At 71.4% G+C, this 21,247-nt stretch carries 21 protein-coding genes and 3 pseudogenes (1 of these 24 cut by a window edge); 13 read left to right on the top strand and 11 right to left on the bottom strand.

The window, feature by feature from the left end; translation table 11 throughout:
• The 4 genes and pseudogenes from ACFE64_RS07460 to ACFE64_RS07445 all read left to right on the top strand — a co-directional run.
• Positions 1-1,408, top strand: a pseudogene (locus ACFE64_RS07460) (protein-disulfide reductase DsbD family protein); it begins 758 nt to the left of the window's first position.
• A 52-nt stretch (positions 1,409-1,460) separates the two neighbouring features.
• Positions 1,461-2,951: a circularly permuted type 2 ATP-grasp protein gene (locus ACFE64_RS07455; protein WP_375391827.1), complete on the top strand. Its 1,491-nt coding sequence runs from the start codon at positions 1,461-1,463 to the stop codon at positions 2,949-2,951.
• A gap of 158 nt (positions 2,952-3,109) precedes the next feature.
• Entirely contained in the window at positions 3,110-4,045 is a 936-nt protein-coding gene (locus tag ACFE64_RS07450) for an alpha-E domain-containing protein (RefSeq protein ID WP_375391826.1), read from the top strand.
• Positions 4,045-4,851 (top strand): transglutaminase N-terminal domain-containing protein, encoded by an 807-nt coding sequence (locus ACFE64_RS07445; RefSeq protein ID WP_375391825.1) that lies wholly within the window; start codon positions 4,045-4,047, stop codon positions 4,849-4,851. Before ACFE64_RS07450 ends, ACFE64_RS07445 begins: the two co-directional genes overlap by 1 nt.
• 19 nt (positions 4,852-4,870) lie before the next feature.
• Here the strand turns inward: ACFE64_RS07445 and ACFE64_RS07440 are convergent, their stop codons facing one another.
• Together ACFE64_RS07440 and ACFE64_RS07435 are read right to left on the bottom strand one after the other, a co-directional pair.
• Positions 4,871-5,644, bottom strand: coding sequence for an arginyltransferase (locus ACFE64_RS07440; protein WP_375391824.1), 774 nt, complete (start codon positions 5,642-5,644; stop codon positions 4,871-4,873).
• A 119-nt stretch (positions 5,645-5,763) separates the two neighbouring features.
• On the bottom strand, positions 5,764-7,011 hold the full coding sequence (locus tag ACFE64_RS07435) for a threonine ammonia-lyase (protein WP_375391823.1): 1,248 nt from the start codon (positions 7,009-7,011) through the stop codon (positions 5,764-5,766).
• A gap of 56 nt (positions 7,012-7,067) precedes the next feature.
• On the opposite strand from ACFE64_RS07435, the gene ACFE64_RS07430 reads away from it, so the two are divergent.
• Entirely contained in the window at positions 7,068-8,720 is a 1,653-nt protein-coding gene (locus ACFE64_RS07430) for an amidohydrolase (RefSeq protein ID WP_375391822.1), read from the top strand.
• The gene (locus ACFE64_RS07425) at positions 8,717-9,013 is read left to right on the top strand and encodes a putative quinol monooxygenase (RefSeq protein ID WP_375391821.1); all 297 of its coding nucleotides are present in this window, start codon (positions 8,717-8,719) and stop codon (positions 9,011-9,013) included. Before ACFE64_RS07430 ends, ACFE64_RS07425 begins: the two co-directional genes overlap by 4 nt.
• Before the next feature lie 5 nt (positions 9,014-9,018).
• Here the strand turns inward: ACFE64_RS07425 and ACFE64_RS07420 are convergent.
• From ACFE64_RS07420 to ACFE64_RS07400, 5 genes and pseudogenes are all read right to left on the bottom strand, one after another.
• Positions 9,019-9,141: pseudogene (locus ACFE64_RS07420) on the bottom strand (PEPxxWA-CTERM sorting domain-containing protein); the annotation flags it as partial.
• Between the two features lie 66 nt (positions 9,142-9,207).
• A pseudogene (locus ACFE64_RS07415) lies at positions 9,208-10,425 on the bottom strand (esterase-like activity of phytase family protein); the annotation flags it as partial.
• Between the two features lie 124 nt (positions 10,426-10,549).
• On the bottom strand, positions 10,550-11,251 hold the full coding sequence (gene ctrA, locus ACFE64_RS07410; RefSeq protein ID WP_375391820.1) for a response regulator transcription factor CtrA: 702 nt from the start codon (positions 11,249-11,251) through the stop codon (positions 10,550-10,552).
• A gap of 92 nt (positions 11,252-11,343) precedes the next feature.
• Entirely contained in the window at positions 11,344-12,498 is a 1,155-nt protein-coding gene (locus ACFE64_RS07405) for an AI-2E family transporter (protein ID WP_375391819.1), read from the bottom strand.
• 53 nt (positions 12,499-12,551) lie between these two features.
• A complete protein-coding gene (locus ACFE64_RS07400) occupies positions 12,552-13,445 on the bottom strand; it encodes a LysR family transcriptional regulator (RefSeq protein WP_375391818.1) in 894 nt (297 codons plus the stop codon).
• A gap of 119 nt (positions 13,446-13,564) precedes the next feature.
• Here ACFE64_RS07400 and ACFE64_RS07395 point away from each other — a divergent pair, with 119 nt between their 5' ends.
• Entirely contained in the window at positions 13,565-14,281 is a 717-nt protein-coding gene (locus ACFE64_RS07395; RefSeq protein ID WP_375391817.1) for a pirin family protein, read from the top strand.
• 12 nt (positions 14,282-14,293) lie between these two features.
• A complete protein-coding gene (gene wrbA / locus ACFE64_RS07390; protein ID WP_375391816.1) occupies positions 14,294-14,896 on the top strand; it encodes an NAD(P)H:quinone oxidoreductase in 603 nt (200 codons plus the stop codon).
• A gap of 137 nt (positions 14,897-15,033) precedes the next feature.
• Here wrbA and ACFE64_RS07385 read toward each other — a convergent pair whose 3' ends face one another.
• Positions 15,034-15,681 carry a M15 family metallopeptidase gene (locus ACFE64_RS07385; protein ID WP_375391815.1) on the bottom strand — a complete coding sequence of 216 codons (648 nt, stop codon included), beginning with the start codon at positions 15,679-15,681 and terminating at the stop codon, positions 15,034-15,036.
• 47 nt (positions 15,682-15,728) lie between these two features.
• Between ACFE64_RS07385 and ACFE64_RS07380 the strand changes: the two genes are divergently transcribed.
• Together ACFE64_RS07380 and arfB are read left to right on the top strand one after the other, a co-directional pair.
• Positions 15,729-16,382, top strand: coding sequence for an RluA family pseudouridine synthase (locus ACFE64_RS07380; protein WP_375391814.1), 654 nt, complete (start codon positions 15,729-15,731; stop codon positions 16,380-16,382).
• Positions 16,375-16,773 carry an alternative ribosome rescue aminoacyl-tRNA hydrolase ArfB gene (arfB, locus tag ACFE64_RS07375; protein ID WP_375391813.1) on the top strand — a complete coding sequence of 133 codons (399 nt, stop codon included), beginning with the start codon at positions 16,375-16,377 and terminating at the stop codon, positions 16,771-16,773. Before ACFE64_RS07380 ends, arfB begins: the two co-directional genes overlap by 8 nt.
• Positions 16,774-16,821: 48 nt before the next feature.
• Here arfB and ACFE64_RS07370 read toward each other — a convergent pair whose 3' ends face one another.
• Positions 16,822-17,034, bottom strand: coding sequence for a hypothetical protein (locus ACFE64_RS07370; RefSeq protein ID WP_375391812.1), 213 nt, complete (start codon positions 17,032-17,034; stop codon positions 16,822-16,824).
• A 236-nt stretch (positions 17,035-17,270) separates the two neighbouring features.
• Between ACFE64_RS07370 and ACFE64_RS07365 the strand changes: the two genes are divergently transcribed.
• On the top strand, positions 17,271-17,753 hold the full coding sequence (locus ACFE64_RS07365) for a GAF domain-containing protein (protein WP_375391840.1): 483 nt from the start codon (positions 17,271-17,273) through the stop codon (positions 17,751-17,753).
• 107 nt (positions 17,754-17,860) lie between these two features.
• Positions 17,861-18,763 (top strand): RcnB family protein, encoded by a 903-nt coding sequence (locus ACFE64_RS07360; protein WP_375391811.1) that lies wholly within the window; start codon positions 17,861-17,863, stop codon positions 18,761-18,763.
• Between the two features lie 206 nt (positions 18,764-18,969).
• On the opposite strand, the gene ACFE64_RS07355 is transcribed toward ACFE64_RS07360, so the two are convergent.
• On the bottom strand, positions 18,970-20,244 hold the full coding sequence (locus ACFE64_RS07355; RefSeq protein WP_375391810.1) for a M20/M25/M40 family metallo-hydrolase: 1,275 nt from the start codon (positions 20,242-20,244) through the stop codon (positions 18,970-18,972).
• Between ACFE64_RS07355 and ACFE64_RS07350 the strand changes: the two genes are divergently transcribed.
• A complete protein-coding gene (locus tag ACFE64_RS07350) occupies positions 20,243-20,608 on the top strand; it encodes a hypothetical protein (protein WP_375391809.1) in 366 nt (121 codons plus the stop codon). The genes ACFE64_RS07355 and ACFE64_RS07350 overlap by 2 nt on opposite strands.
• Positions 20,609-20,632: 24 nt before the next feature.
• Here ACFE64_RS07350 and ACFE64_RS07345 read toward each other — a convergent pair whose 3' ends face one another.
• The gene (locus ACFE64_RS07345; protein WP_375391808.1) at positions 20,633-21,088 is read right to left on the bottom strand and encodes a universal stress protein; all 456 of its coding nucleotides are present in this window, start codon (positions 21,086-21,088) and stop codon (positions 20,633-20,635) included.
• Positions 21,089-21,247 lie beyond the last annotated feature (159 nt).

The following is a 21,247-nucleotide window of genomic DNA, read 5'->3' as shown; positions in this document are numbered from 1 at the left end:
CGCGCCGCTGGCCGACGGCTATTTCTTTCCCAAGACCGCCGGTGCGATCGATTACGCCGCCCACCAGACCGTGACGCGCGACGGGGACCGGCTGTTGCTAGTCACCACCGGCAAGGCGGCGGGGCCGATCGACGGCGTGTTGCGGATCGGGGCGGGGCAGGGGCTGGAGGTTCACGCCACGCCGGGTACGGTGGCGGGCACGGTGGTGGGCGGCGGTGAGGGCTGGGCGGGGGCGGCACTCCTCGCGTTCGCGGGGGCGCTGCTCGGCGGGCTGATCCTCAATATCATGCCGTGCGTGTTCCCGATCCTGAGCCTCAAGGCGCTCAGCCTCGCGCGGTCCGGCGCGAGCGCGGCGCATGCGCGCGGCGAGGCGCTGGCCTATACCGCGGGCGTCGTGCTGGTGTGCCTGGCGCTGGGCGGCATCATCCTCGGCCTGCGCGCGGGCGGGGCGAGCGTCGGCTGGGCGTTCCAGCTGCAGAACCCGGTCGCGGTGCTGCTGCTGCTGCTGCTGACGGCGGGGATCGCGTTCAATCTGGCGGGGCTGTTCGAGCTGCCGATGCCGCCGATGGGCGAGCTGGCGGGCCAGAATGCGAGAGGGTGGGGCGGCGCGTTCATGACCGGCGCGCTGGCGGCGATCATCGCGACGCCCTGCACCGGGCCGTTCATGGGCGCGGCGCTGGGCGCGGCGCTGGTGCTGCCCTGGCCGGCGGCGCTCGCGGTGTTCGCGGGGCTCGGCATCGGGCTGGCGCTGCCGTTCTTGGCTGTCGGCTTCGTGCCGACGCTCCGGAACCGCCTGCCGCGGCCGGGCGCGTGGATGGAGCGGGTGCGGCGCGTGCTGGCGGTGCCCATGTTCCTGACCGCGATCGCGCTCGGCTGGGTCCTGGGGCGGCAGGCGGGGGTGGACGCGCTGACCTTCGCGCTGACGCTGACGCTGCTGCTCGCGGTGCTGCTGTGGGCGGTCGGCGCGGCGCAGGCGAAGGGGCGCGGCATCGGCCCGGCGCTGCTCGGCGGGCTGGTCGTGATCGGCGTCATCGGCGTGACGCTGCTGCCGGTCGAGCGGCCCGCGGCGGCGACGACGGCGGGAGCGGAAGCGTTCAGCGAGGCGAGGCTGGCGGCATTGCGCGCGCAGCGGCGGCCGGTCTTCGCCTATTTCACCGCCGACTGGTGCCTGACCTGCAAGGTCAACGAACGCGTCGCAATCGACACCGCCACCGCGCAGGCCGCATTCCGGCGCAAGGGCGTGGCGGTGCTGGTGGGCGACTGGACGGGTGGCGATCCGGCGCTGGGGCGGTTCATCGAGGCCCATAACCGGGCGGGCGTGCCGCTCTATCTCTACTATGCGCCAGGTGCGGCGGAGCCGCGGGTGCTGCCGCAGGTGCTGACGCCGGGCCTGCTGGCCGCATTGTAACTTCGTCATCGCCGAGCGGAACCGGGCGTGGCAAAGAGTCTTGATGGTTCCGATGGCGCAACGACCGGCGTTCGATGAGATCATGGGGCACGAGGGCGTCGCCCGGCCGGAACTCGCCGCCGTCGGGCAGTGGCTCGATGCAACGCCCGGCGATGAGCTGGAGCGCCGCCAGCGCGCCGCGGAGCACACCTTCCGCCAGCTCGGCATCACGTTCGCGGTCTATGGCGACGGCGAGACGGCGGAGCGAATCATCCCGTTCGACATCGTGCCGCGCGTCTTCCTGCCGGGCGAATGGGCGCGGCTGTCCGAAGGGCTGGTGCAACGGGTGGAGGCGATCAACGCTTTCCTGGACGACATCTACGGCGACCAGCACATTCTGAAGGACGGCGTGCTGCCCGCCGATCTGGTGCTCGGCAACCCGCAGTTCCGGCCCGAGGTGGCCGGCATGAAGGCGCCGCACGGCGTGCGCGCGCATATCTGCGGCATCGACCTGGTGCGCACCGGGCCCGACGATTTCTGGGTGCTGGAAGACAACGCGCGCACGCCGTCGGGCGTCAGCTACATGCTCGAGAACCGCGAGGCGATGCTGCGGCTGTGCCCCGAGCTGTTCCGCGCGCTACGCGTGGCGGCGGTGGACAGCTATCCCGACCGGCTGCTCCAGACCATGCAGTCGGTCGCGCCGCGCGGGAGCGGCACGCCGCCGGTCTGCGTGGTGCTGACGCCGGGGCACTTCAATTCGGCCTATTACGAGCACAGCTTCCTGGCGGACTCGATGGGCATCGAGCTGGTCGAGGCCGCCGACCTGTTCGTCGACGACGATCGGGTGTGGATGCGCACGGTTGCCGGGCCGGTGCAGGTGGATGTGGTCTATCGGCGCGTCGATGACGACTTCCTCGATCCGCTGGTGTTCCGGCCGGATTCGATGCTGGGCGTGCCGGGGCTGATCGCGGCCTATGCGGCAGGCAATGTCGCGATCATCAACGCGCCGGGCAACGGCGTCGCCGACGACAAGGCGATCTACAGCTACATGCCCGAAATCGTACGCTATTATGCCGGCGGCGAGCCGAAGCTGCGCAACGTCGAGACCTGGCGGTGCCGCGAGCCCGAGGCGCTGGGCTATGTGCTCGATCATCTCGACGAGGTGGTGGTGAAGCTGGTCGACGGCTCGGGCGGCTACGGGATGCTGGTGGGGCCGACGGCGTCCAGGCAGGAGATCGCCGATTTTCGCGCGGTGCTGGCGGCGGAGCCGTGGCGCTACATCGCGCAGCCGACGCTGGCGCTGTCGACGGTGCCGACGCTGGCGGGTGGCGGGGTGGCGCCGCGGCATGTCGACTTCCGCCCCTTCGTGCTGACGGGGGCCGGCGGGGTGCAGGTGGTGCCCGGCGGCCTGACGCGCGTGGCGCTGCGCGAGGGATCGCTGGTGGTCAACTCCAGCCAGGGTGGCGGGACGAAGGACAGCTTCGTGCTGCTTGAGGAGCCCGCGGGGCTGCGGCAGACGCAGACCATGGGCGGAATGACGCAGAGCCAGGGGGGTGCCGCGTGAGCCCGATCATCCTCCACCGCGATAGCGGGGGAGGGGGACCGCCGCGCTTAGGCGCGGGGGTGGAGGGGGCTCGTCCTGCCGCTCGCCCGCGCCCCCTCCACCATCCGCCCGAAGTGGGCGAATGGTCCCCCTCCCCCGCTAGCGCGGTGGAGGACTAGATGCTCTCGCGCACCGCCTCCGCCCTGTATTGGCTTGGCCGCTATTGCGAGCGGGCGGACTTCGTCGCGCGGCTCGTCGAGGCGACGGCCCGGCTCGACACCTTGTCGTCGCGGCCGGCGGGCGAGGCGGCGTGGAGCTCGGCGCTGGTGGTGACCGACAACGAGGCCGCCTTCGCCGCTACCGGCGCGGCGGCGCGTCAGGCGGAGGTCGCCTGCTTTCTCACCGTCGACGAGACGCACCCCGGCTCGATCGTGCGCTGCCTCGACATGGCGCGCACCAACGCCCGGGCGGTCCGCACGGCGCTGACGCGGGAGGCCTGGACCGCGATCAACCGTGCCTGGCTCGCCTTCGAACAGCGGCCGCACGAGTGCGAGCTGACCGACACGCTGGAGCTGGTGGAGGCGGTGAAGACCGAGACCCGCGGCTTCGAGGGCGCGATCCACCGGATGCTGCGCAACCCGACGACCTGGTTCATCCGGCTCGGCCAGGCGGTGGAGCGCGCCGACAACACGGCGCGGCTGCTCGACGTCAAATATCACCTGCTGCTGCCCGAAGGCGAAGTGGTCGGCGGGCTGATCGACCGCGACCAGTGGACGACGATCCTGCAGACCGTCTCCGCCGTGACCGCCTATCGCTGGCTTTATTCGGACGGGCTCACCGTCGCCAACGTCATCGACCTGCTGCTCGCGCGGGCCGAGCTGCCGCGCAGCCTGGCGGCGTCGGTGGAGGAGACGGTGGCGGTGCTCGGCCTGCTGGCGCGGCAGACGGGCCGTCACGGCGAGGCGGACCGCATGGCGCGGCTGCGCGCGCAACGCATGGCCAAGACCCGGACGGGCGAGGTGATCGTCTCGGGCCTGCACGAATATCTGCAGGCGTTCCTGCACGAGACCGACCAGCTGCACGCCGCGATCGGGCGGCAGTTCAGCTTCGTCTGATGCGCCTGTCGATCGATCATCGCACGACCTATCGCTTCTCGGAGCCGCAGCACGGCCTCGTGCAGCTGCTCCGGCTGACGCCGACGGCCGGCCACGACCAGACGGTGGCGAGCTGGGACATCCATGTCGATTGCGACGCGCGGCTGAAGCCCGGGCGCGACGGCTTCGGCAATGCGATCACCATGCTCTACGCGGCGGGGCCGCTCGACGGGATCGAGATCGCGGTGACGGGCGAGGTGGTGACCAGCCATTCGGACGGGGTGGTGCACGGCGTCGCCGAGCCGCTGCCGCCCGCGCTGTTCCTGCGCCCCAGCCCGTTGACGCCCCCCGATCCGGCGATCGCAGCGTGGGCCGAGGCCATCGCGGCGGGCGAGGAACGGTTGGGCGCGCTGCACCGGCTGAACGACGCGCTGCACGCGGAGCGACCCGCCGGCCGGGCGCGGCGCGGTCCGCCGCTCGACGCGGGCGCCGCCTGGGCCGAGAACGCCGCCACGGCGCGCGATCTGGCGCACATCCTGATCGTCGCCGCGCGCACGATCGGCGCCCCCGCGCGCTACGTCTCCGGCTACCATCTGGCGGATGACGGCGACGAGCACGCGCCGGCGCCGCACGCCTGGGTGGAGGCGCATGTCGACGGCATCGGCTGGATCGGCTTCGACCCGTGCACCGGCGACTGTCCCGAGGAGCGTTACGTCCGCGTCGCCGCTGCGCTCGACAGCGCAGGCGCAGCACCGGTCGCAGGCTCGCGGCTGGGCTCGGGCGTGGAGGAACTGGACGTCGACGTCGCGGTGCACCGGGAGGCGTGACCCGCGGCGCTTGCGGCTCTCAGGCCAGTTCGCGCCGGCGCGGCTCCAGCTGCGACTCCGTTTCGGACAGCGGCCGCCAGCCGGCCGCCCCCAGCACCTCCATCGGACGGTAGCGGGTCTTGTACGCCATCCGTTCCGACCCCTTCACCCAATAGCCGAGATAGACATAGGGCAGCCCCGCGTCGCGGGCGCGGGTGATGTGGTCCATGATGATGAAATTGCCCAGCCCCGGGCGGCGGCCCTCGTCGGCGGCGAAGAAGCTGTAGATCATCGACAGGCCGTCCGCCTGCCGGTCGGTCAGGCAGGCGCCGACCAGCCTGCCGCGGCGGCCGCCCTGCGCCGGTTCGCGATATTCGAGCACGAACGAATTGACCGGCGAGTGCTCGATCATGTCTGCGTAATCGTCCTCGTCCATCCCGGCCATGCCGCCGCCGGGATGCCGGCTGGCAAGGTAGCGGCGAAGCAGGCGGTATTGTTCGTCGGTCGCCCAGGGGCGGCACGCCGTCACCTCCAGATCGGCATGGCGGCGCATCAGCTTGCGCTGCGTCGCGTTGGCGATCCAGTCGCGCGCGACGACCCGCACCGAGACGCAGGCGGCGCAACCGGCGCAGCTCGGCCGATACGCCACGCCCTGGCTGCGACGGAAGCCGATCCGGCCGAGCGCGTCGTTCAGTTCGGCGGCGTGCGGGCCGTTCAGCTCGGTGAACACCTTGCGTTCCTGCCGGCCCGGCAGATAGGGGCATGGCGACGGACTGGTGACGAAGAAGCGCGGGAAACGGAACGGCGCAGTCACCGGCGGGGCCTCTCCCTGACGGACCACGGATGCGGCCCGACACCCTTATGAAGGGCACGCAGGCTGCTGAAAAGCGGCTTTACCATGAAAGAGGGTTAACCGCTGCAGGAGGCTTCGTGTCACGCCAACTCGACCGGGTGCACCTCGTAGCCGGCCTCGCCGAGCGCCGCCACCAGGCGCTCCAGATGCGCCCGGTCGCGCGCCTCGCATTCGATGTCGGTGATGAGGCCCTTGGCCGGCAACGTCGTGAAGACGCGCTGGTGATAAACCTCGATGATGTTGACGCGCTCCTGATCGAAGATGCGCGCCACCTGATACAGCGCGCCGGGCACGTCCTGCAGCCGGATCCGCAGCCGCGCCAGCCGGCCCGAGCGGGCGAGATCGCGCAGCAGCACGTTGGCGAGCAGCCGCGTGTCGATGTTGCCGCCGCACAGCACGACGCCCACGGTCTTGCCCCGGAACCGCTCGGGATAGGCGAGCAGCGCGGCGAGCCCGGCCGCGCCCGCACCCTCCACCACCGTCTTCTCGATCTGGAGGAGCAGCGCCACCGCTTCCTCCAGCCGCCGTTCCGACACCAGCACGATGTCGTCGACCAGCGCCTGCACCATGCGCGCGGTGATGCCGCCCGGCTCCTTGACCGCGATGCCCTCCGCCAGCGTGTCGCCGGCGCAGGGCAGGTGAGTGCCGCGCATCCGGTTGTACATCGACGGGAACAGCCGCGCCTCGACGCCGATCACCTCGATCCGCCGGTCCGCGGCGCGTGCGACCGTCGCCATGCCGGAGATCAGGCCGCCGCCGCCGATCGGCGTCACGAAAGTGTCGATCGCGGGCGCGTCCGCCAGCATCTCGACCGCGGTGGTGCCGGCACCGGCGATGATGCGCGGATCGTCGAACGGGTGGACGAAGGTGTAGCCGCGCTCCGCCTCCAGCACCCGGGCATGGGCGTAGGCTGCGTCGAAGGTGTCGCCCTCCAGGATGATCGTCGCGCCGTGGCCGGCGGTCTGCGTCACCTTCACGGTGGGCGTGTTGGTCGGCATCACGATGGTGGCGGGCACGCCGAGCCGGTGCGCGTGGTAGGCGAGGCCCTGCGCGTGGTTGCCGGCAGACGCCGCGATCACGCCCGCCGCCTTGGCCTCTTCCGACAGCTGGAGCAGCGTGTTGAGCGCGCCGCGCTCCTTGTAGGCGGCGGTGAACTGCAGGTTTTCGAACTTGAGGAAGACGGTCGCACCGGTCAGCTCGGACAGCGTGCGGCTGATGAGCGTGGGCGTGCGGACGATCGCGTCGGCGATGCGGACATGAGCAGCGTGGATGTCGGCGATCGAGACGGGCAGCGCATCGCTGGCGGCAGGGCGGGCGTGGCTGGCCATCGCCGCGGGCTAGACCATCTGGCGCGGCGGGGGAACACCGCTTAACGCCGTCCGTCATGCTGAAGCCGCTCGCCGTCGCCGCCCTCGCCCTCCTGTCCACCCCCGCCTTCGCCGATGCGCTGATCGACAACGTGAACGGGATGACCGTGGACAAGAGCGGGCATGTGATCCGCTTCACCGGGCTGCTGATGTCCCCGGACGGCAAGGTGACGGCGCTGCTGGCCCGCGAGGACAAGCGGCCCGCCAAGCTCGACTGGCGCGCGGACATGAAGGGACGTGTGCTGCTGCCCGGGATGATCGACGCGCACGGACATGTCATCGAGCTGGGATTCCGCGCGCTGGAGCTCGACCTGTCGGACACGACGTCGCTGGCCGATGCGCAGGCCAGGATCAGGGCCTATGCGGCCGCCAGCCCGGACCGGAAGTGGGTCTTGGGCGGCGGCTGGAACCAGGAGCGGTGGCAGCTGGGCCGCTTCCCGACCGCGGCCGACCTCGATGCGGCGGTCGGTGACCGGCCGGTGTGGCTGCAGCGCGCCGACGGTCATGCCGCCTGGGCGAACAGCGCGGCGCTGAAGGCGGCGGGCGTCACCGCGCGCAGCCAGGCCCCGGCCGGCGGCCGGATCGAGCGCGGGCCGGGCGGCGCGCCCGCCGGCGTCTTCGTCGATGCGGCCAAGGCGCTGGTCGACAGGGTGGTGCCGCAGCCGCTGCCCAAGGAGCGCGACGCCGCCTTCCTGAAGGCGCAGGCGATCCTGCTCGCCTATGGCGTGACCGGCGTCGCGGACATGGGCTCGACGGAGGAGGACTGGCTGAGCTTCCGCCGCATGGGCGATCGCGGCGCGCTGCGGGTGCGCATCATGTCCTATGCGGTCGACGTCGACACCGCCGCGGCGGTGGGCGGAGCGGGGCCGACGCCGTGGCTCTACGCCGATCGGCTGCGGATGGGCGGCGTCGGCGAGATCTACCAGGACGGCGCGCTGGGCTCGCGCGGCGCGTGGCTGAAGCAACCCTATGCCGACGCGCCGGGCCAGACCGGCGCGGCGCAGATGAGCGACGACGTCCTGCGGAACCGGATGAGCCGGGCGGCGATGGACGGCTGGCAGGTCGCGGTGCACGCCATCGGCGACCGCGCCAACGCGCAGGTGCTGTCCGCGATTGAGGACCTGTCGGAGACCTACAAGGGCGATCGCCGCTGGCGGATCGAGCACGCGCAGATCGTCGATCCCGCCGACCTGCCGCGGTTCGGCGCGCACGGCATCATCGCCTCGATGCAGCCGACCCACCAGACCAGCGACCGGACGATGGCGGAGGCGCGGCTGGGACCGGCGCGGCTGACCGGGGCCTATGCCTGGGCATCAATGCTGAAGAACGGCGCGCCGCTCGCCTTCGGCTCCGATTTCCCGGTGGAGCGGCCGGACCCGTGGGCGGGTTGGGCGGCGGCGTTCACCCGGCAGGACGCGGACGGCCAGCCCTTCGGCGGCTGGCGGCCGGACGAGCGGGTGACGCGCGAGCAGGCCTGGTGGGCCTATACCGGCGGGGCGGCCTATGCCGGCTTCGCCGAGGACAGGTTCGGCGCGCTGGCGCCGGGGCAGCGAGCGGACTTCGTCATCGTCGACCGCGACCCGCTGCTCGCCTCGCCGACCGAGCTGCGCCGGACGCAGGTGCTGGAAACCTGGGTCGGCGGCGAGAAGATGTGGGAGAGGGGTGAATGATCGTCATCGCCGGCAGCGCCACGGCCAAGCCCGGCGCGTTCGATCGGCCCAGGGCGGAGGGGCTGGCGCCCAGCGAGCGCTCCCGGCGGGAGAACGGCTGCCTAAGGCACCGGCTGTACGTCGACGCCGCAGACCGGATGCGATTGTTCTTCTATGAGGGATGGCGCGATAGGACGGCGGCGGAGGCACACTTTCGCCATCCCGACACCTCCGCCATGCTGGTCCTGATCCGCGAACATGCGGCGGCGTCGGAGGGGCCGACGCTGTTCGAGGCGACTCCCCTCCGACGCTGATGCGCTCAGGCCGTCGCGGGACGGCGCGCCCGCCGCCGCAGCGCCGCGCCCACGCCGCCGAAGCCGAGGATCATCATGCCCCAGGTCGCCGGCTCGGGCACGCCGGCCGCCAGGGCGACATCATTGTCCGTGAAGCCGAACACGAAGAACCGGTTCGGACCGGCCTGGTTGGCGGCGGGCAGGAAGTCATTGTCGTTGGCGACGAACAGCGTGTGCAGCAGCTGGCCGTTCAGCGTCACGTCCTGCCCGATCGCCAGCCCCTCGATCTTGGCCGGGATTTGCGCGGCGGTGAAGCCGTTCGCTTTCAGCGCCGCGACGATGTCCAGGAACGGGGTGGCGTATTTCTTGACGGTCGGCGTGGCGTTCGAGCCCGTCCCCAAGCCTGCGGCCACATTGCTGATGTCGGTCGCGCCGGTGATGTCGATGAGGAAGATCGATTTCACCGCCGCGTTCGAACCGTCGCCGAGGCCCTTGCCGTCGCGCTCGTCGACCAGGAACTGGTGATCGTTCAGCGCGACGATCTCGCTTACCCCGCTGCCGGTAGTCAGCGTATAGCCATATTCGCGCGTCGCGCCCGTGGCGACGTCCACCGTGACGATGCGCAGCAGCTTGGACGCGTTCGTGGCGTCCTGGAGCAGCGGCGCCTGCATGATGCCGACCAGCGTCTTGCCGTCGGGGGTGAGCGCCAGGCCCTCCATGCCCTTGTTGTCGACGCGGCCGCTGGCGTTCGCCTCCTCGTCCGTGCCGTGCGCGGAGACCAGTGCGACGTCCAGATTGGCCGGCAGCGTATAGGTGCGCAGCAGCTGGCCCGTGCTCTTGTCGAACTGACGGATGTAGGGGCCGTACTCGTCCGAGATGAAGACGCTGCGCCCGTCCGCCGACACCCGGATCGACTCGGGGTCGAGCCGCGCGTCGAGCGGGTTGCCCGAGCCGCCCGGGCCGAAATTGTCCGATCGACCGGAGAAATAATATTGGTTCGCCGCATTCGGCAGCAGGGCCGAGCCCGAGCCGAGCGGTGATCCGTCCGCCTTGGTGCCGAGCCCCGCGCCGGTGCCGTAGATCAGCGGGTCCGGGCTGTAGAGCAGCGTCGTGCCCGTCAGCTGCGGGCTGAGCCCGAAGGGCAGGCCCGTGCCGGACTGCGGCGTGAGCGCCAGGGTCACCGACTGGAAGCGGCTGATGTAGGAGACGGTGTTGTCGACCGCGGCGTTGTAGGTCGTCGCATTGGGCCCGCGATCGGGCAGCGCCAGGAAGCTGTTGCCGCCGACATAGGCGAGGCCGGAGCCGAGGCCGCCCAGCACGTTGCCGGCAAGGCCGTTCTCCAGCGTTCCCGTCAGCCCCGAAAGGTCGGTGGCGCCGTTCAACTGTCCGGTGGCGAGGAGGATGGGCGCCGCCGTCGCCTGCACCGAGACCATCGCCGCCGCTGCGACGAGCACTGCCTTGACCTTCATGACCATTACCCCTGCCGGTTATCGTGCAGGGGGCGTTAACCGTTCTCCATGACGGTTCGGCGTCCGATTTGTGGCGTTCGGGTGACGCTCAGGCGACTTTGGCGGCGGGCACCTCGTCGGGCTCGCGCAGCACATAGCCGCGGCCCCATACCGTCTCGATGTAGTTCTCGCCGTCGCAGGCCATGCTGAGCTTCTTGCGGAGCTTGCAGATGAAGACGTCGATGATCTTGAGCTCCGGCTCGTCCATGCCGCCGTAGAGATGGTTCAGGAACATCTCCTTGGTCAGCGTCGTGCCCTTGCGGAGGCTGAGCAGCTCCAGCATCGCATATTCCTTGCCGGTCAGGTGGACGCGGCTGCCGTCGACCTCCACCGTCTTGGCGTCGAGGTTGACCGCCAGCTTGCCCGTCTTGATGACCGACTGCGAATGCCCCTTGGAGCGGCGCACGACCGCCTGGATGCGGGCGACCAGCTCCTCGCGGTGGAAAGGCTTGGTGACATAGTCGTCCGCGCCGAAGCCGAACGAGCGGACCTTGGAGTCCATCTCGTTGATGCCCGACAGGATCAGCACGGGGGTGGTGACGCGCGCGACCCGCAGTTTCTTCAGCACGTCATAGCCGTGCATGTCGGGCAGGTTCAGATCGAGCAGGATGATGTCGTAATCGTAGAGCTTGCCGAGATCCAAGCCCTCCTCGCCGAGGTCGGTGGTATAGACGTTGAAGCCTTCGGTCGTCAGCATCAGCTCGATCGCCTTGGCGGTGGTCGGCTCGTCCTCGATCAGCAGCACGCGCATGCCAGCATTCCCCCGTTTACCCTTTGCCCATCCGGGCGATTGGCCGGATTCATTAACCAAACGGGGTCTGAACGCAAAAGGTAAATTCCGAGTTAATCCAGCGTTTCCGGCGAGTCGCGGTGCGAATCTGCGATCGGATTGGGCCATAACAGCCGCTGGTGCGCCGCGCGCGGGATCGGCTCGCCGAGCACTTCGCGCAGGTAGAGGCTGCGCACGAGGGTGTAGATCACGACCAGCAGCGCCGCCGAGAAGAACAGCCCGAACACCCCGAAGATGTAGCCGATGCCGATGATCGAGAAGACGGTCATCGCCGGCGGGATCGCCACCACCCGGCTGGTGACGAAGGGGGTGACGAAGTTGGTCTGGATCAGCCGCGCGACCGCCGCGGTGACCAGCACGCCGACGATCTGGTGCGTGCCGACGGTGGCGGCGAGACCGAGCGCGGGCAGCATCGCCGCGATCGGGCCGACATAGGGCACGAACTCCGACAGGCCGGTGAGCAGCGCCAGCGCGGCCGACGAGGGCACGCCCGCGAGCCACAGGCCGGTCCCGACCAGCAGGCCCATGCTGGTCATCTGGATCAGCTCGGCGCGCAGCCACAGCCGCAGCGTCGCGCCGGCGTCGAACAGCGCGTCCTCGAACACCGCGCGGTGCCGTGGCGGTACCAGCAACAGGAAGCCGCGTTCATAGACCTTGGGATCGGCCGCGAAGAACAGCGCGCCGACCAGCAGGATGATGGCGTTGAGCACCATCTCGCCAGCGCCCTGCGCCAGCCCGCCGATGTCGCGCGCGACGCGACTGCCCGCGAACGCGGCGCGCGAGGCATCGGCGATCTTCGCGCCCACCGGGCTTCGCGCGAGCCAGGCATTCAGCTGGGTCAGCAGATCGGGCAGGCGGGTGACGAGCAGGTTCACCTGCGGCCGGAACTGGACGCCGAACAGCCAGATCAGGAACGCGATCACGCCGAGCACGAAGAGGATGGCGGCGGGCAGCGCGGCGCGCGCGGGCAGGCGCAGCCGCTCGCGCCCGATCTCTGCGACCGCATGGATGACGATCGCGCCGAGCATCGAACCGAAGGCGAGGATCAGCAGATCGCCGGCGCGGACCAGCGCGGCGATGACCGCCAGGATCAGCACCAGGATCAGCACGCGGCGGATGAAGCGCGCGTCGTCCGCGTCGGGGGCGAGACGGGCGCGGGCAGGCGGAGGCGGTCGATCGGTAGGGTCGGAAGGGGCAGGCGCGGGCATGGCCGAAGCGTGGCAGATCGGGGCGTGGGAGGACAGCCCAAGTTCCTCCAGGATCAGGTGCTCTCGCAGGGATCGCGCAGGCGGGCGGCGAGAAAGGCGATCAGCGCCTCGACGCGCGCCGGCCGCAGCGGGCTGGGCGGGGTGAGGAGATGGAGGCCGACCGCGGCGTTGCGCCAGGCGGGGAGCACCTCGACCAGCGCGCCGCTCGCCAAGTGCGGGCCGACGATGAAGCCGGGCAGCCGCGCGATCCCGAGGCCGGCGAGCAGCGCGGGGATCATCGCCTCGCCGGAGTTGGTGACGAGCGGGCCGGCGGGGCGGACGCTCGCCTCCTCGCCGTCCGGCCCGCGGAAGCGCCACGGGCCGGGCACGTTGGCATAGCCGAGCAGCGCATGGCTGGCGAGCTCGGCCGGGTGCGCGGGGGCGCCGGCGGCGGCGAGATAGGCGGGCGCGGCGATCAGGTGAGTCTGGATACCGCACAGCCGGCGCGCGCGCAGCGAGCTGTCGGGCAGGTCGGCGATGCGCAGCGCGAGGTCGAAGCCTTCGGCGACGATGTCGACGCGGGCGTCGGACAAGACGAGGTCGATCTCGACCTGCGGGTGCTCGCGCAGGAACGCGGCGACCAGCGGCGCAACGTTGGCGACGCCGAAGCCGAGCGGGGCGGCGAGACGGATGCGCCCGGCATCGCCGCCGCGCGCGGCTTCCTCGGCCGCGCGCGCCTCGGCGAGGATGCGGCGGGCGTGCTCGGCGAGCGGCTTGCCGGCCTCGGTCAGCGCGAGGCGGCGCGAGGTGCGGTGGAACAGCGCCTGGTCGAGCCGCGCCTCCAGCCGCGCCACGGTCTTGGAGATGGTGGACTTGCCGACCCCGAGCGCCTCGGCGGCGGCGGAGAAGGACCGGTGCTCGACGACGGCGGCGAAGGTCGCCCAGGCTTCGAGATCAGGCAGGGGCATTCGTTAAAGTCCTCCCCGGGACGGAGAGGTTTTACGTCGGGAAACGATCCGTTTCCAGCGTTTCTGTTTACGCACCCCTGCGGCACCCCATATCCGCTGCGACCGACAGGAGGTTGACCATGACCACCGCCACGCTTTCGCGCCTCGACCGCCGCCCCTTCGCCAGCCTCGGCCATGCCGATCATGGCTGGCTCGACGCGCGGCATCATTTCTCCTTCGCCGGCTATCACGATCCCGACCGCATGGGCTGGGGCGCGATCCGGGTGTGGAACGACGACACGATCGCCCCGAACAGCGGTTTCCCGCCGCACCCCCATCGCGACATGGAGATCGTCACCTATGTTCGCTCCGGCGCGATCACGCACCGGGATTCGCTGGGCAACACCGGCCGCACCGCGGCGGGTGACGTGCAGGTGATGAGCGCCGGCGCCGGCGTGCGCCATGCCGAGTTCAACCTTGAAGCCGAGCCGACGACGCTGTTCCAGATCTGGATCGAGCCGAGCGCGGCGGGCGGCGCACCGGGCTGGGGCGCGCGGCCCTTTCCTAAGGGCGAGCGCGCCGGGCGCTGGACGACGCTGGCAAGCGGCTTCCCCGACGACGCCGACGCGCTGCCGATCCGTGCCGAGGCGCGGGTGCTGGCGGCGACGCTCGCGGCGGGCGAGGCGCTGGAGCATCGGGTGGACGAGGGGCGGCACGCCTACCTCGTGCCGGCGACCGGCGCCTTGCTGATCGACGGCGAGCGCGTCGACGCGCGTGACGGCGTGGCGCTGGCGGGCGGCGATTACCGGATCGAAGCGTTGGACGACGCCGAGATCGTTCTGGTCGATGCAAACTGAGGGAGACGCGACATGACGAAGGTGCTGGTGCTCTATTACTCGTCCTACGGCCATATCGAGCAGATGGCGGATGCGGTAGCCGAGGGCGCGCGCGCGGGCGGGGCCGAGGCGGACATCCGCCGCGTCGCCGAGACCGCGCCGCCCGAAGTGGTGACGGCCGCGCACTTCAAGACCGACACCGCGCACCCGGTGATCGAGTCGCCCGCGGCGCTCGCCGGCTATGACGCGATCGTGGTCGGCACGCCGACCCGCTTCGGCCGGATGCCGAGCCAGATGGCGGCGTTCTGGGACACCACCGGCGGGCTCTGGGCCACCGGCGCGCTGGTCGGCAAGGTCGGCGCGGCGTTCACGTCCACCGCCAGCCAGCATGGCGGACAGGAAACGACGCTGTTCTCCATCATCACCAACCTGCTGCACCAGGGCCTGACGATCGTCGGGCTGGATTACGGCTTCAAGGGTCAGATGGGCGTCGACGAGGTCCGCGGCGGTTCGCCCTATGGCGCGACGACGATCTCGGACGGCGATGGCAGCCGCCAGCCGCATCCCGAGGAGCTGGCGGGCGCGCGCTATCTGGGTCAGCGGGTGGCGCAGACCGCGGCGAAGCTGTCCGCCTGAAGTCCTCCCCGGGACGGGAGGGGACCGCCGGCGTCAGCCGGTGGTGGAGGGGGCCAGACTTGGCGGCGTCGCGTCGGCCGGAGCCCCGCCACCATGCCGCTTCGCGTCATGGTCCCCCCTCCCCGTGAACGGGAGGATCAGGGGACGCTCGGCACCGCCGGGTAATCGCGCCGGGCGCGGGCGAACAGCGCGCGGGCGCGGGCGGCGCCCGGCGCGTCGGCGGCCGTGCCGACCCAGCGCCAGTGCCACGGCTCCCATTTCACGCCCTGCCTGTTGCCGCCCGGAAAGCTCTGCTCGAAGCCGAAACGCGGCGCGTTGGCGGCGAGCCAGCGCGACAGCGGCAGCGCCGCCATGCAGCCCTCCACGTCCGGGCAGTTGGGCGAGGGCCGGATCGCGACGTCGAAGGCATAGCCGGTCGCGTGCTCGCTATGGCCGGGCGGGGCGACCGAAATCGCGCGCGCCGAGGGATCGGTGTGCGCCTCGCGGCAGAACACGCTCTCCTGCCAGGGCAGCGAGCGGTGGCAGGAGACGAGGCGCAGCGTGCCCTGCCCGGCGGCGTCGGCGGCGGCGAGCAGGCGCTGGAGGTCGGGCAGGACGTCCGGGCGGAGCTGGCACCGGCCTTTCAGCGCCATGCCGGCGGGCACGGTGACCAGCTCGCCCGGCGCGACTTCGCCATAGGGCAGGTGGCCGAGCACGCGGCCGTCCGCCGCGATCGGCGCGCTCGCCGGGCATTGCGCGGCGGCGGCGCCGGGCGCGAGCAGCAGGAGGATCGCGGGCGCACGCATCGCGCCAGCCTCTGGCATGGGCGCGCGGCGGGTGGCAAGGCGCGCGCGTGGACCCGGACCGCATCCTCTTCCTCGACGGCGAGGCGCTGGTGATCGACAAGCCCGCCGGGCTGCCGGTCGATCCGCCGCGCGACGGCGGCCTGAGCCTCGCCAATCACATGGATTCGCTGCGCTTCGGCTTCCGGCGTTGGCCCGTCGCGGTGCACCGGCTGGACCGCGACACGTCGGGCTGCCTGCTGCTCGCGCGCAATCCCAAGGCGCAGGCGCGCTTCGGGCAGGCGTTCGAGCGCGGCGAGTTGGCGAAGCTGTATTGGGCGGTGCTCGACGGGTCGCCGGCGGGGGACGAGGGCGTGATCGACCTGCCGCTCGGCAAGGCGAGCACGCGCGACGCGGGCTGGCGAATCGTGGTCGACCCGAACGGCAAGGCCGCGCGCACCGGCTGGCGGGTGCTGGCGCGCGAGGCGGGTCTGACGCTGGTCGCCTTCACGCCCTCGACCGGCCGGACGCACCAGCTGCGCGTTCATGCGGCGACGGGGCTGGGCGCGCCGATCGTGGGGGATGCGGTGTATGGCCGGGCGGATCGGCTCGGCCTCCTGCTGCACGCGCGGGCGATCACGCTGCCGCGGCCCGGCAAGGCGGCGGTTGCGGCCGAGGCGCCGCTGCCGGAGCGGTTCGCCGAGGCGGGTTTTCCGCATGGTTGAGGTCCCCCAGGACGCGATCGAGGAGCGGTTCCTGGCGGCGACCGGGCCGGGCGGACAGAACGTCAACAAGGTCGCGACCGCCTGCCAGCTGCGCGTCGACATGTTCCGGCTGGGGCTGCATCCGGAGACGTGGCGGCGGCTGAAGCTGCTCGCCGGCAGCCGGCTGACCGCGGCCGGTGTGCTGGTCCTCACCGCCCGGCGCTACCGTACGCAGGAGCAGAACCGGGCGGACGCGCGGGCGCGGCTGGCCGCGCTGCTTGGCGAGGCGGAGAAACGCGAGGCGCGGCGCGTGAAGACCAAGCCGAGCCGGTCGGCAAAGGCGAAACGCGTGGACGCCAAGAAGGGGCGTGGCGCGGTGAAGGCGGGGCGGGGAAGGGTGGCGGTGGATTGAGGCAGCGGGCCGGGGCGGGTATTGTCCGGAGTTGGTGGATATCTGCCGTTAGTCCGGGTCGTCCTCATCAAACGGGGTCACTATCCAGTCCCCATCGATCCACTCAGCGATTTGGGCTGGCGCAAGCGTCTCAAGTCCTTCCAAGTCTGCCTGCCGGGTAAACAGATGGTTAACCCCGACGATCCTGAAATCGTCGCTTTCCGGCGAATGATCACGCTGCCCACAGACGGCCTGCCAAGTGCGGTCGTTGTGATGGATCATCAAGCGAACGGGTCGTTCGTCAGAAAGCACGTGAGGACAAACAAGGCAGGCTACTTCCGGCATCAGGCATTTGTGCCTGGATCAGTAGAACGGAGCAATGTCTGTAATTGGGCGAAAGCCGACACTGCTCCTGCGCTGCACAGGCTTGTGCCGGCCTCGGCGGTAACGCACATCGACAGGGCCGCTGGATGCGCGGCGATGAGCTCGGCGCTGTGGCCGCGAAGACGGAGGGTAGCGTGTTCGACGGGACGCCGACCGGGGGCACGAAGCCGGCAGCGTATCGGGAGCTGCTGTCGGCGCTCGATGGGTTGACCGCCGGCGAGCCGGATGCGGTCGCCAACCTGGCGAACGCGGCAGCGCTGATCTGGCAGTGGCTGCCGGACCTGAACTGGGCGGGGTTCTACCGGCTGATCGGGGACGAGCTGGTGCTGGGGCCGTTCCAGGGCAAGCCGGCGTGCATCCGCATCGCGATGGGCGCGGGCGTATGCGGGACGGCGGCGGCGACGCGCGCGACGCAGGTCGTGCCGGACGTCCATGCTTTCCCCGGCCATATCGCCTGCGACGGGGCGAGCCGGTCGGAGCTGGTTGTGCCGCTCGTCGCGGGCGATCGGCTCCTCGGCGTCCTGGATCTGGACAGTCCCGCGCCCGGCCGCTTCGACGCGGAGGACGCGCGCGGGTGCGAGGCGTTGGCGGCGCTGCTCGCGGCCCGGATCGGCTGACCCGGATCGGGACGGTGCCGGCCGTTTCGGTTCCGTCACGGCGGTGGTAAGCAATCCGGCAAGGGCGGCGGGCGTTCGCGTCCGCAGACAGGAAAGAGGCAGATCCGATGAGGATCAGGATGACCGGCATCGGCGTCGTGCTCGCGCTGCTCGCGACGGCGGCCACGGCGGAGGCGCAGCGGGTGGTGCAGCCGGGGCCGGGCGCGACCTATCCGCCGCCGGGGCCGGTGGCGGAGTATCCGCCGCTGCCGCAGCCCCCGATCCGAGCGGCGGGGCGCTGGGGCGACCCGGACGGCGGCCATTGGAGGGGCGGTGACGCGCCCGGCGGCTGGGCGGCCTACCACGCGCCGCAGCGCGGTTTCCGGCTGCCCTCCTACTGGGTCGCGCCGCGCTTCTTCATCGACGACTGGCGCGCTTATGGCCTGCAGCCGCCGCCGCCGGGCTATCGCTGGACCCGCTATTATGACGATGCGGTGCTGATCGACGGGCGCGGGTCGGTGCATGACAGCGTCGGCGGACTGGACTGGGACAGCAACGACCACGGTGGCGCGTATGCGCGGCGCGAGGACGACGGCATCGGCGGCCCGGCGGGTTATGCGCTGGCGAGCAGCGGCGATAGCCGTCGCACGGGCTATGGCGCGGAATATCCGTCCCCGCCACCGCCCCGCGGCCGCCGCTATGATGACGGCCATGCGGGGGAGCCGGGGCCGGGCTATCCGCCCCCGCCTCCCAGCTGGGTATCGCGAGACGGCGGCACGACCGTGACCGTCACCACCTCCGGCGGCCCCGGCTATGCCCCGCCGGTCGGGTATGTCGCACCGATCGCTTATGGCTATGGCGGCGCGGTGACGACGATCACCGTGCAGACGCAGCCGGTGGTGACGACAACCACGACCGAGATCGTCGAGGACAGCGTGACCTATACGCGCCCGGTGGTCCGGCGCGTGTGGCGCAAGCCGGTGTGGCGGCCCCGGCCGCGCCCGGTCCCGCGCTGCGTCCGCGGGAGCTGACCAGGATACGGCCGCGCGAACGGCCGTTGCGACGCCGCTCCGGACAACTCCCCCGGGGCGGCGTCGGTTTTTGAGCAGCCCCGTCGTTCCCGCGCAGGCGGGAATCCATTCAGCCAGGCGAGCGGGTCAGTTCGATGCGTAGCGATAACGGATCGCCACCTGCGCGGGGCTGAAGAAAAGGACGGGTCCGCCTCAGCCGCTTCCCCTTACCGCCGCGGCCGCTCGCGCCCGGCGAAGGTGACGAGGCTCTCCGCCCCATCCGCGGACAGCGCCGAGACGCCGACGAAATCGTCGTCGACCGGCACCTGCTGCAGCACCGTCTCCGTCCCCGTCACGTCGCGCGCGTCGGTCCAGTTGGGCGCGTCAGTGCGCCGCCAGCGAACGCGATAGCGCGCGGCGCCGGGCGAGGCGGCCCACTTCACGGTCGTGTCGCGGGAGAGCGCGCCGCTGATCGAGGCCTCGGCCGGCGCGGCCGGCGCCGCGGCGAGGCGGGCGAGCGTGGCGACGTTGATCGCCGTCACCTTGGTCAGGTAGGCGAAGTCCATCCGATCGATCGTGTCGCCATAGGTGACGCCGTTCTCGGTGCGCAGGTCCTGGTGCTGCGCGTCCCAATTCTCCGCGCCGACCGAGAAGCGCACGGCGGGATAGCCGAGCTTCAGGAACGGCTCGTGATCGCCGCCGCGGCCGTAGCGGTCGGGGCGACGATCGAGGAAGACGTCCAGGCCGCCGGGAATCGTCGCGGCGACGCCGTCGATCGCCTTGGCGAGCGCGCGGCTGGGGCCGTCGTCCTCGCCGCCCTCGGCGCGGCGCCCCTGCTGCTCGGGCAGCGCCTCCGACGCGCGGATGCCCTCGGAGAAGACGCGGACCCGGTCGGCCACGCGCACCCCGCCCTGGCCGATCGTGTTGCCGACGATGTCGTTGTTGAGCATTGCCGAGACGGTCCAGCCCCGCTCGTGCGCGGTGTCGGCGAGCAGCTCGCCGCCCCACAGGCCCTGCTCCTCGCCCGAGAAGATCGCATAGACGATCGTCGCGTCGAAGCGGCGATGCGACAGCAGCCGTGCCGCCTCCAGCACCAGCGCCACGCCCGAGCCGTCGTCGTTGGCGCCGGGCGCGTCGGCGCTTGCGTTCATCACGTCGGTGACGCGGCTGTCGATATGCGCGCCGACGATGACGACGCGGTTCGGGTCGCGGCCGCGCTGGACGCCGAGCACGTCGACGATCTCGACGCCGCCCGGCGCGCGCGGGCCGGTCGCGCGGCGATGGATCTGCTCGACGGTGATGCAGCCGTCGCACGCGCGCCCGATCGCGGCGAAGCGCTCCGCCGCCCAGGCGCGCGCCGCGCCGATGCCGCGCTTCGGATCATCCGGCGAGGACAGCGTGTGGCGCGTGCCGAAGCCGACCAGCGTTGCCACATCGGCGCGCAGCCGCTCGGGCGAGGGGGCGAGCGGAGGCGCCGCGGCGAGGAGGAGGAGCGGGAGCATGGCCGCAGGTCGTGCCCCGCTTCCGCGGTCGGCACAAGTTTCGACTTGGCAACTGGCCCCCCCCCGGGCATCGGGATCGAAGAAGAACGGCGGTCGCAATCATCTCTGTCCGGGAGATTTTGATGACGACAGCGCCAAGTTCGGCTTCCGCAAGAACGGCAAGGTCATGCTGCACCTGAAGACAGGGTTGGGCCAGACGCTCGAGGCGAAGGTGGGCGGCGATTACGCGCCCGACGTCGGCGACCCGGGCAAGACGATGACGAAGGTGACGCAGCTCGGGCCGCGCACGCTGCAGTTGACCGACATGCGCGCGGCGTGGCCCCCGCGCGATGATAGCCGGCTGGTTCGGCCCATCTCACGATAAGCGGGGCCAGTCATGCGGGCGCGCTCAGCTCAGCCGGTCGATGTCGGCCGCCGTGAGCGAGCCGGGAACGATCATCACCGGCACCGGCAGCGTGCCTGCGTCCGCTCCCGCGAAATGCGCGACCAGCGGCCCCGGCGCGCCGCGCGCCGAAGCGCCGAGCACCAGGGCGGCGATGTTCGGGTCGGCGGCGAGCAGCTCGCGGATCACGCGCGGTCCTTCGCCGGCGCGCACGGTGATCGTCGGACGCAGGCCGGACTCCTGGAGCAGCTGGCCCGCGGCGGCCGCGACCAGCCCCTGCGCGTGCACCCGGGCCTCCTCCTCGATCGTCGCCTGGACACCGCCGAACGCCATGAACTCCGGCGGCTCGGTCAGGGTGAGGATCTCGACGCCGCCGCCGGTCTTGACCGCGCGCCGAGCCGCGAAGCGCAGCGCGATGCCGCTTTCGGGCGTGTCGTCGATAACCACGAGGTAAGTGCGCATCGATCGCCAGCGTGGACCGGTGGCGCCGCGGGCGCAACGGGGTTGACCGGCTGCCGGGGCGGCGCGAAGGACGGCACGCTCAGCCACGGGAGCCCCCATGCCGATCGAGATCAAGATGCCGGCGCTGTCGCCCACCATGGAGGAGGGGACGCTGGCCAA

It is taken from the genome of uncultured Sphingomonas sp. (assembly GCF_964250165.1).
In the GTDB taxonomy this organism is placed as follows: domain Bacteria; phylum Pseudomonadota; class Alphaproteobacteria; order Sphingomonadales; family Sphingomonadaceae; genus Sphingomonas.
Note: the sequence above shows the minus strand (reverse complement) of the source record. Positions and strands in the feature narration are given on the sequence as shown.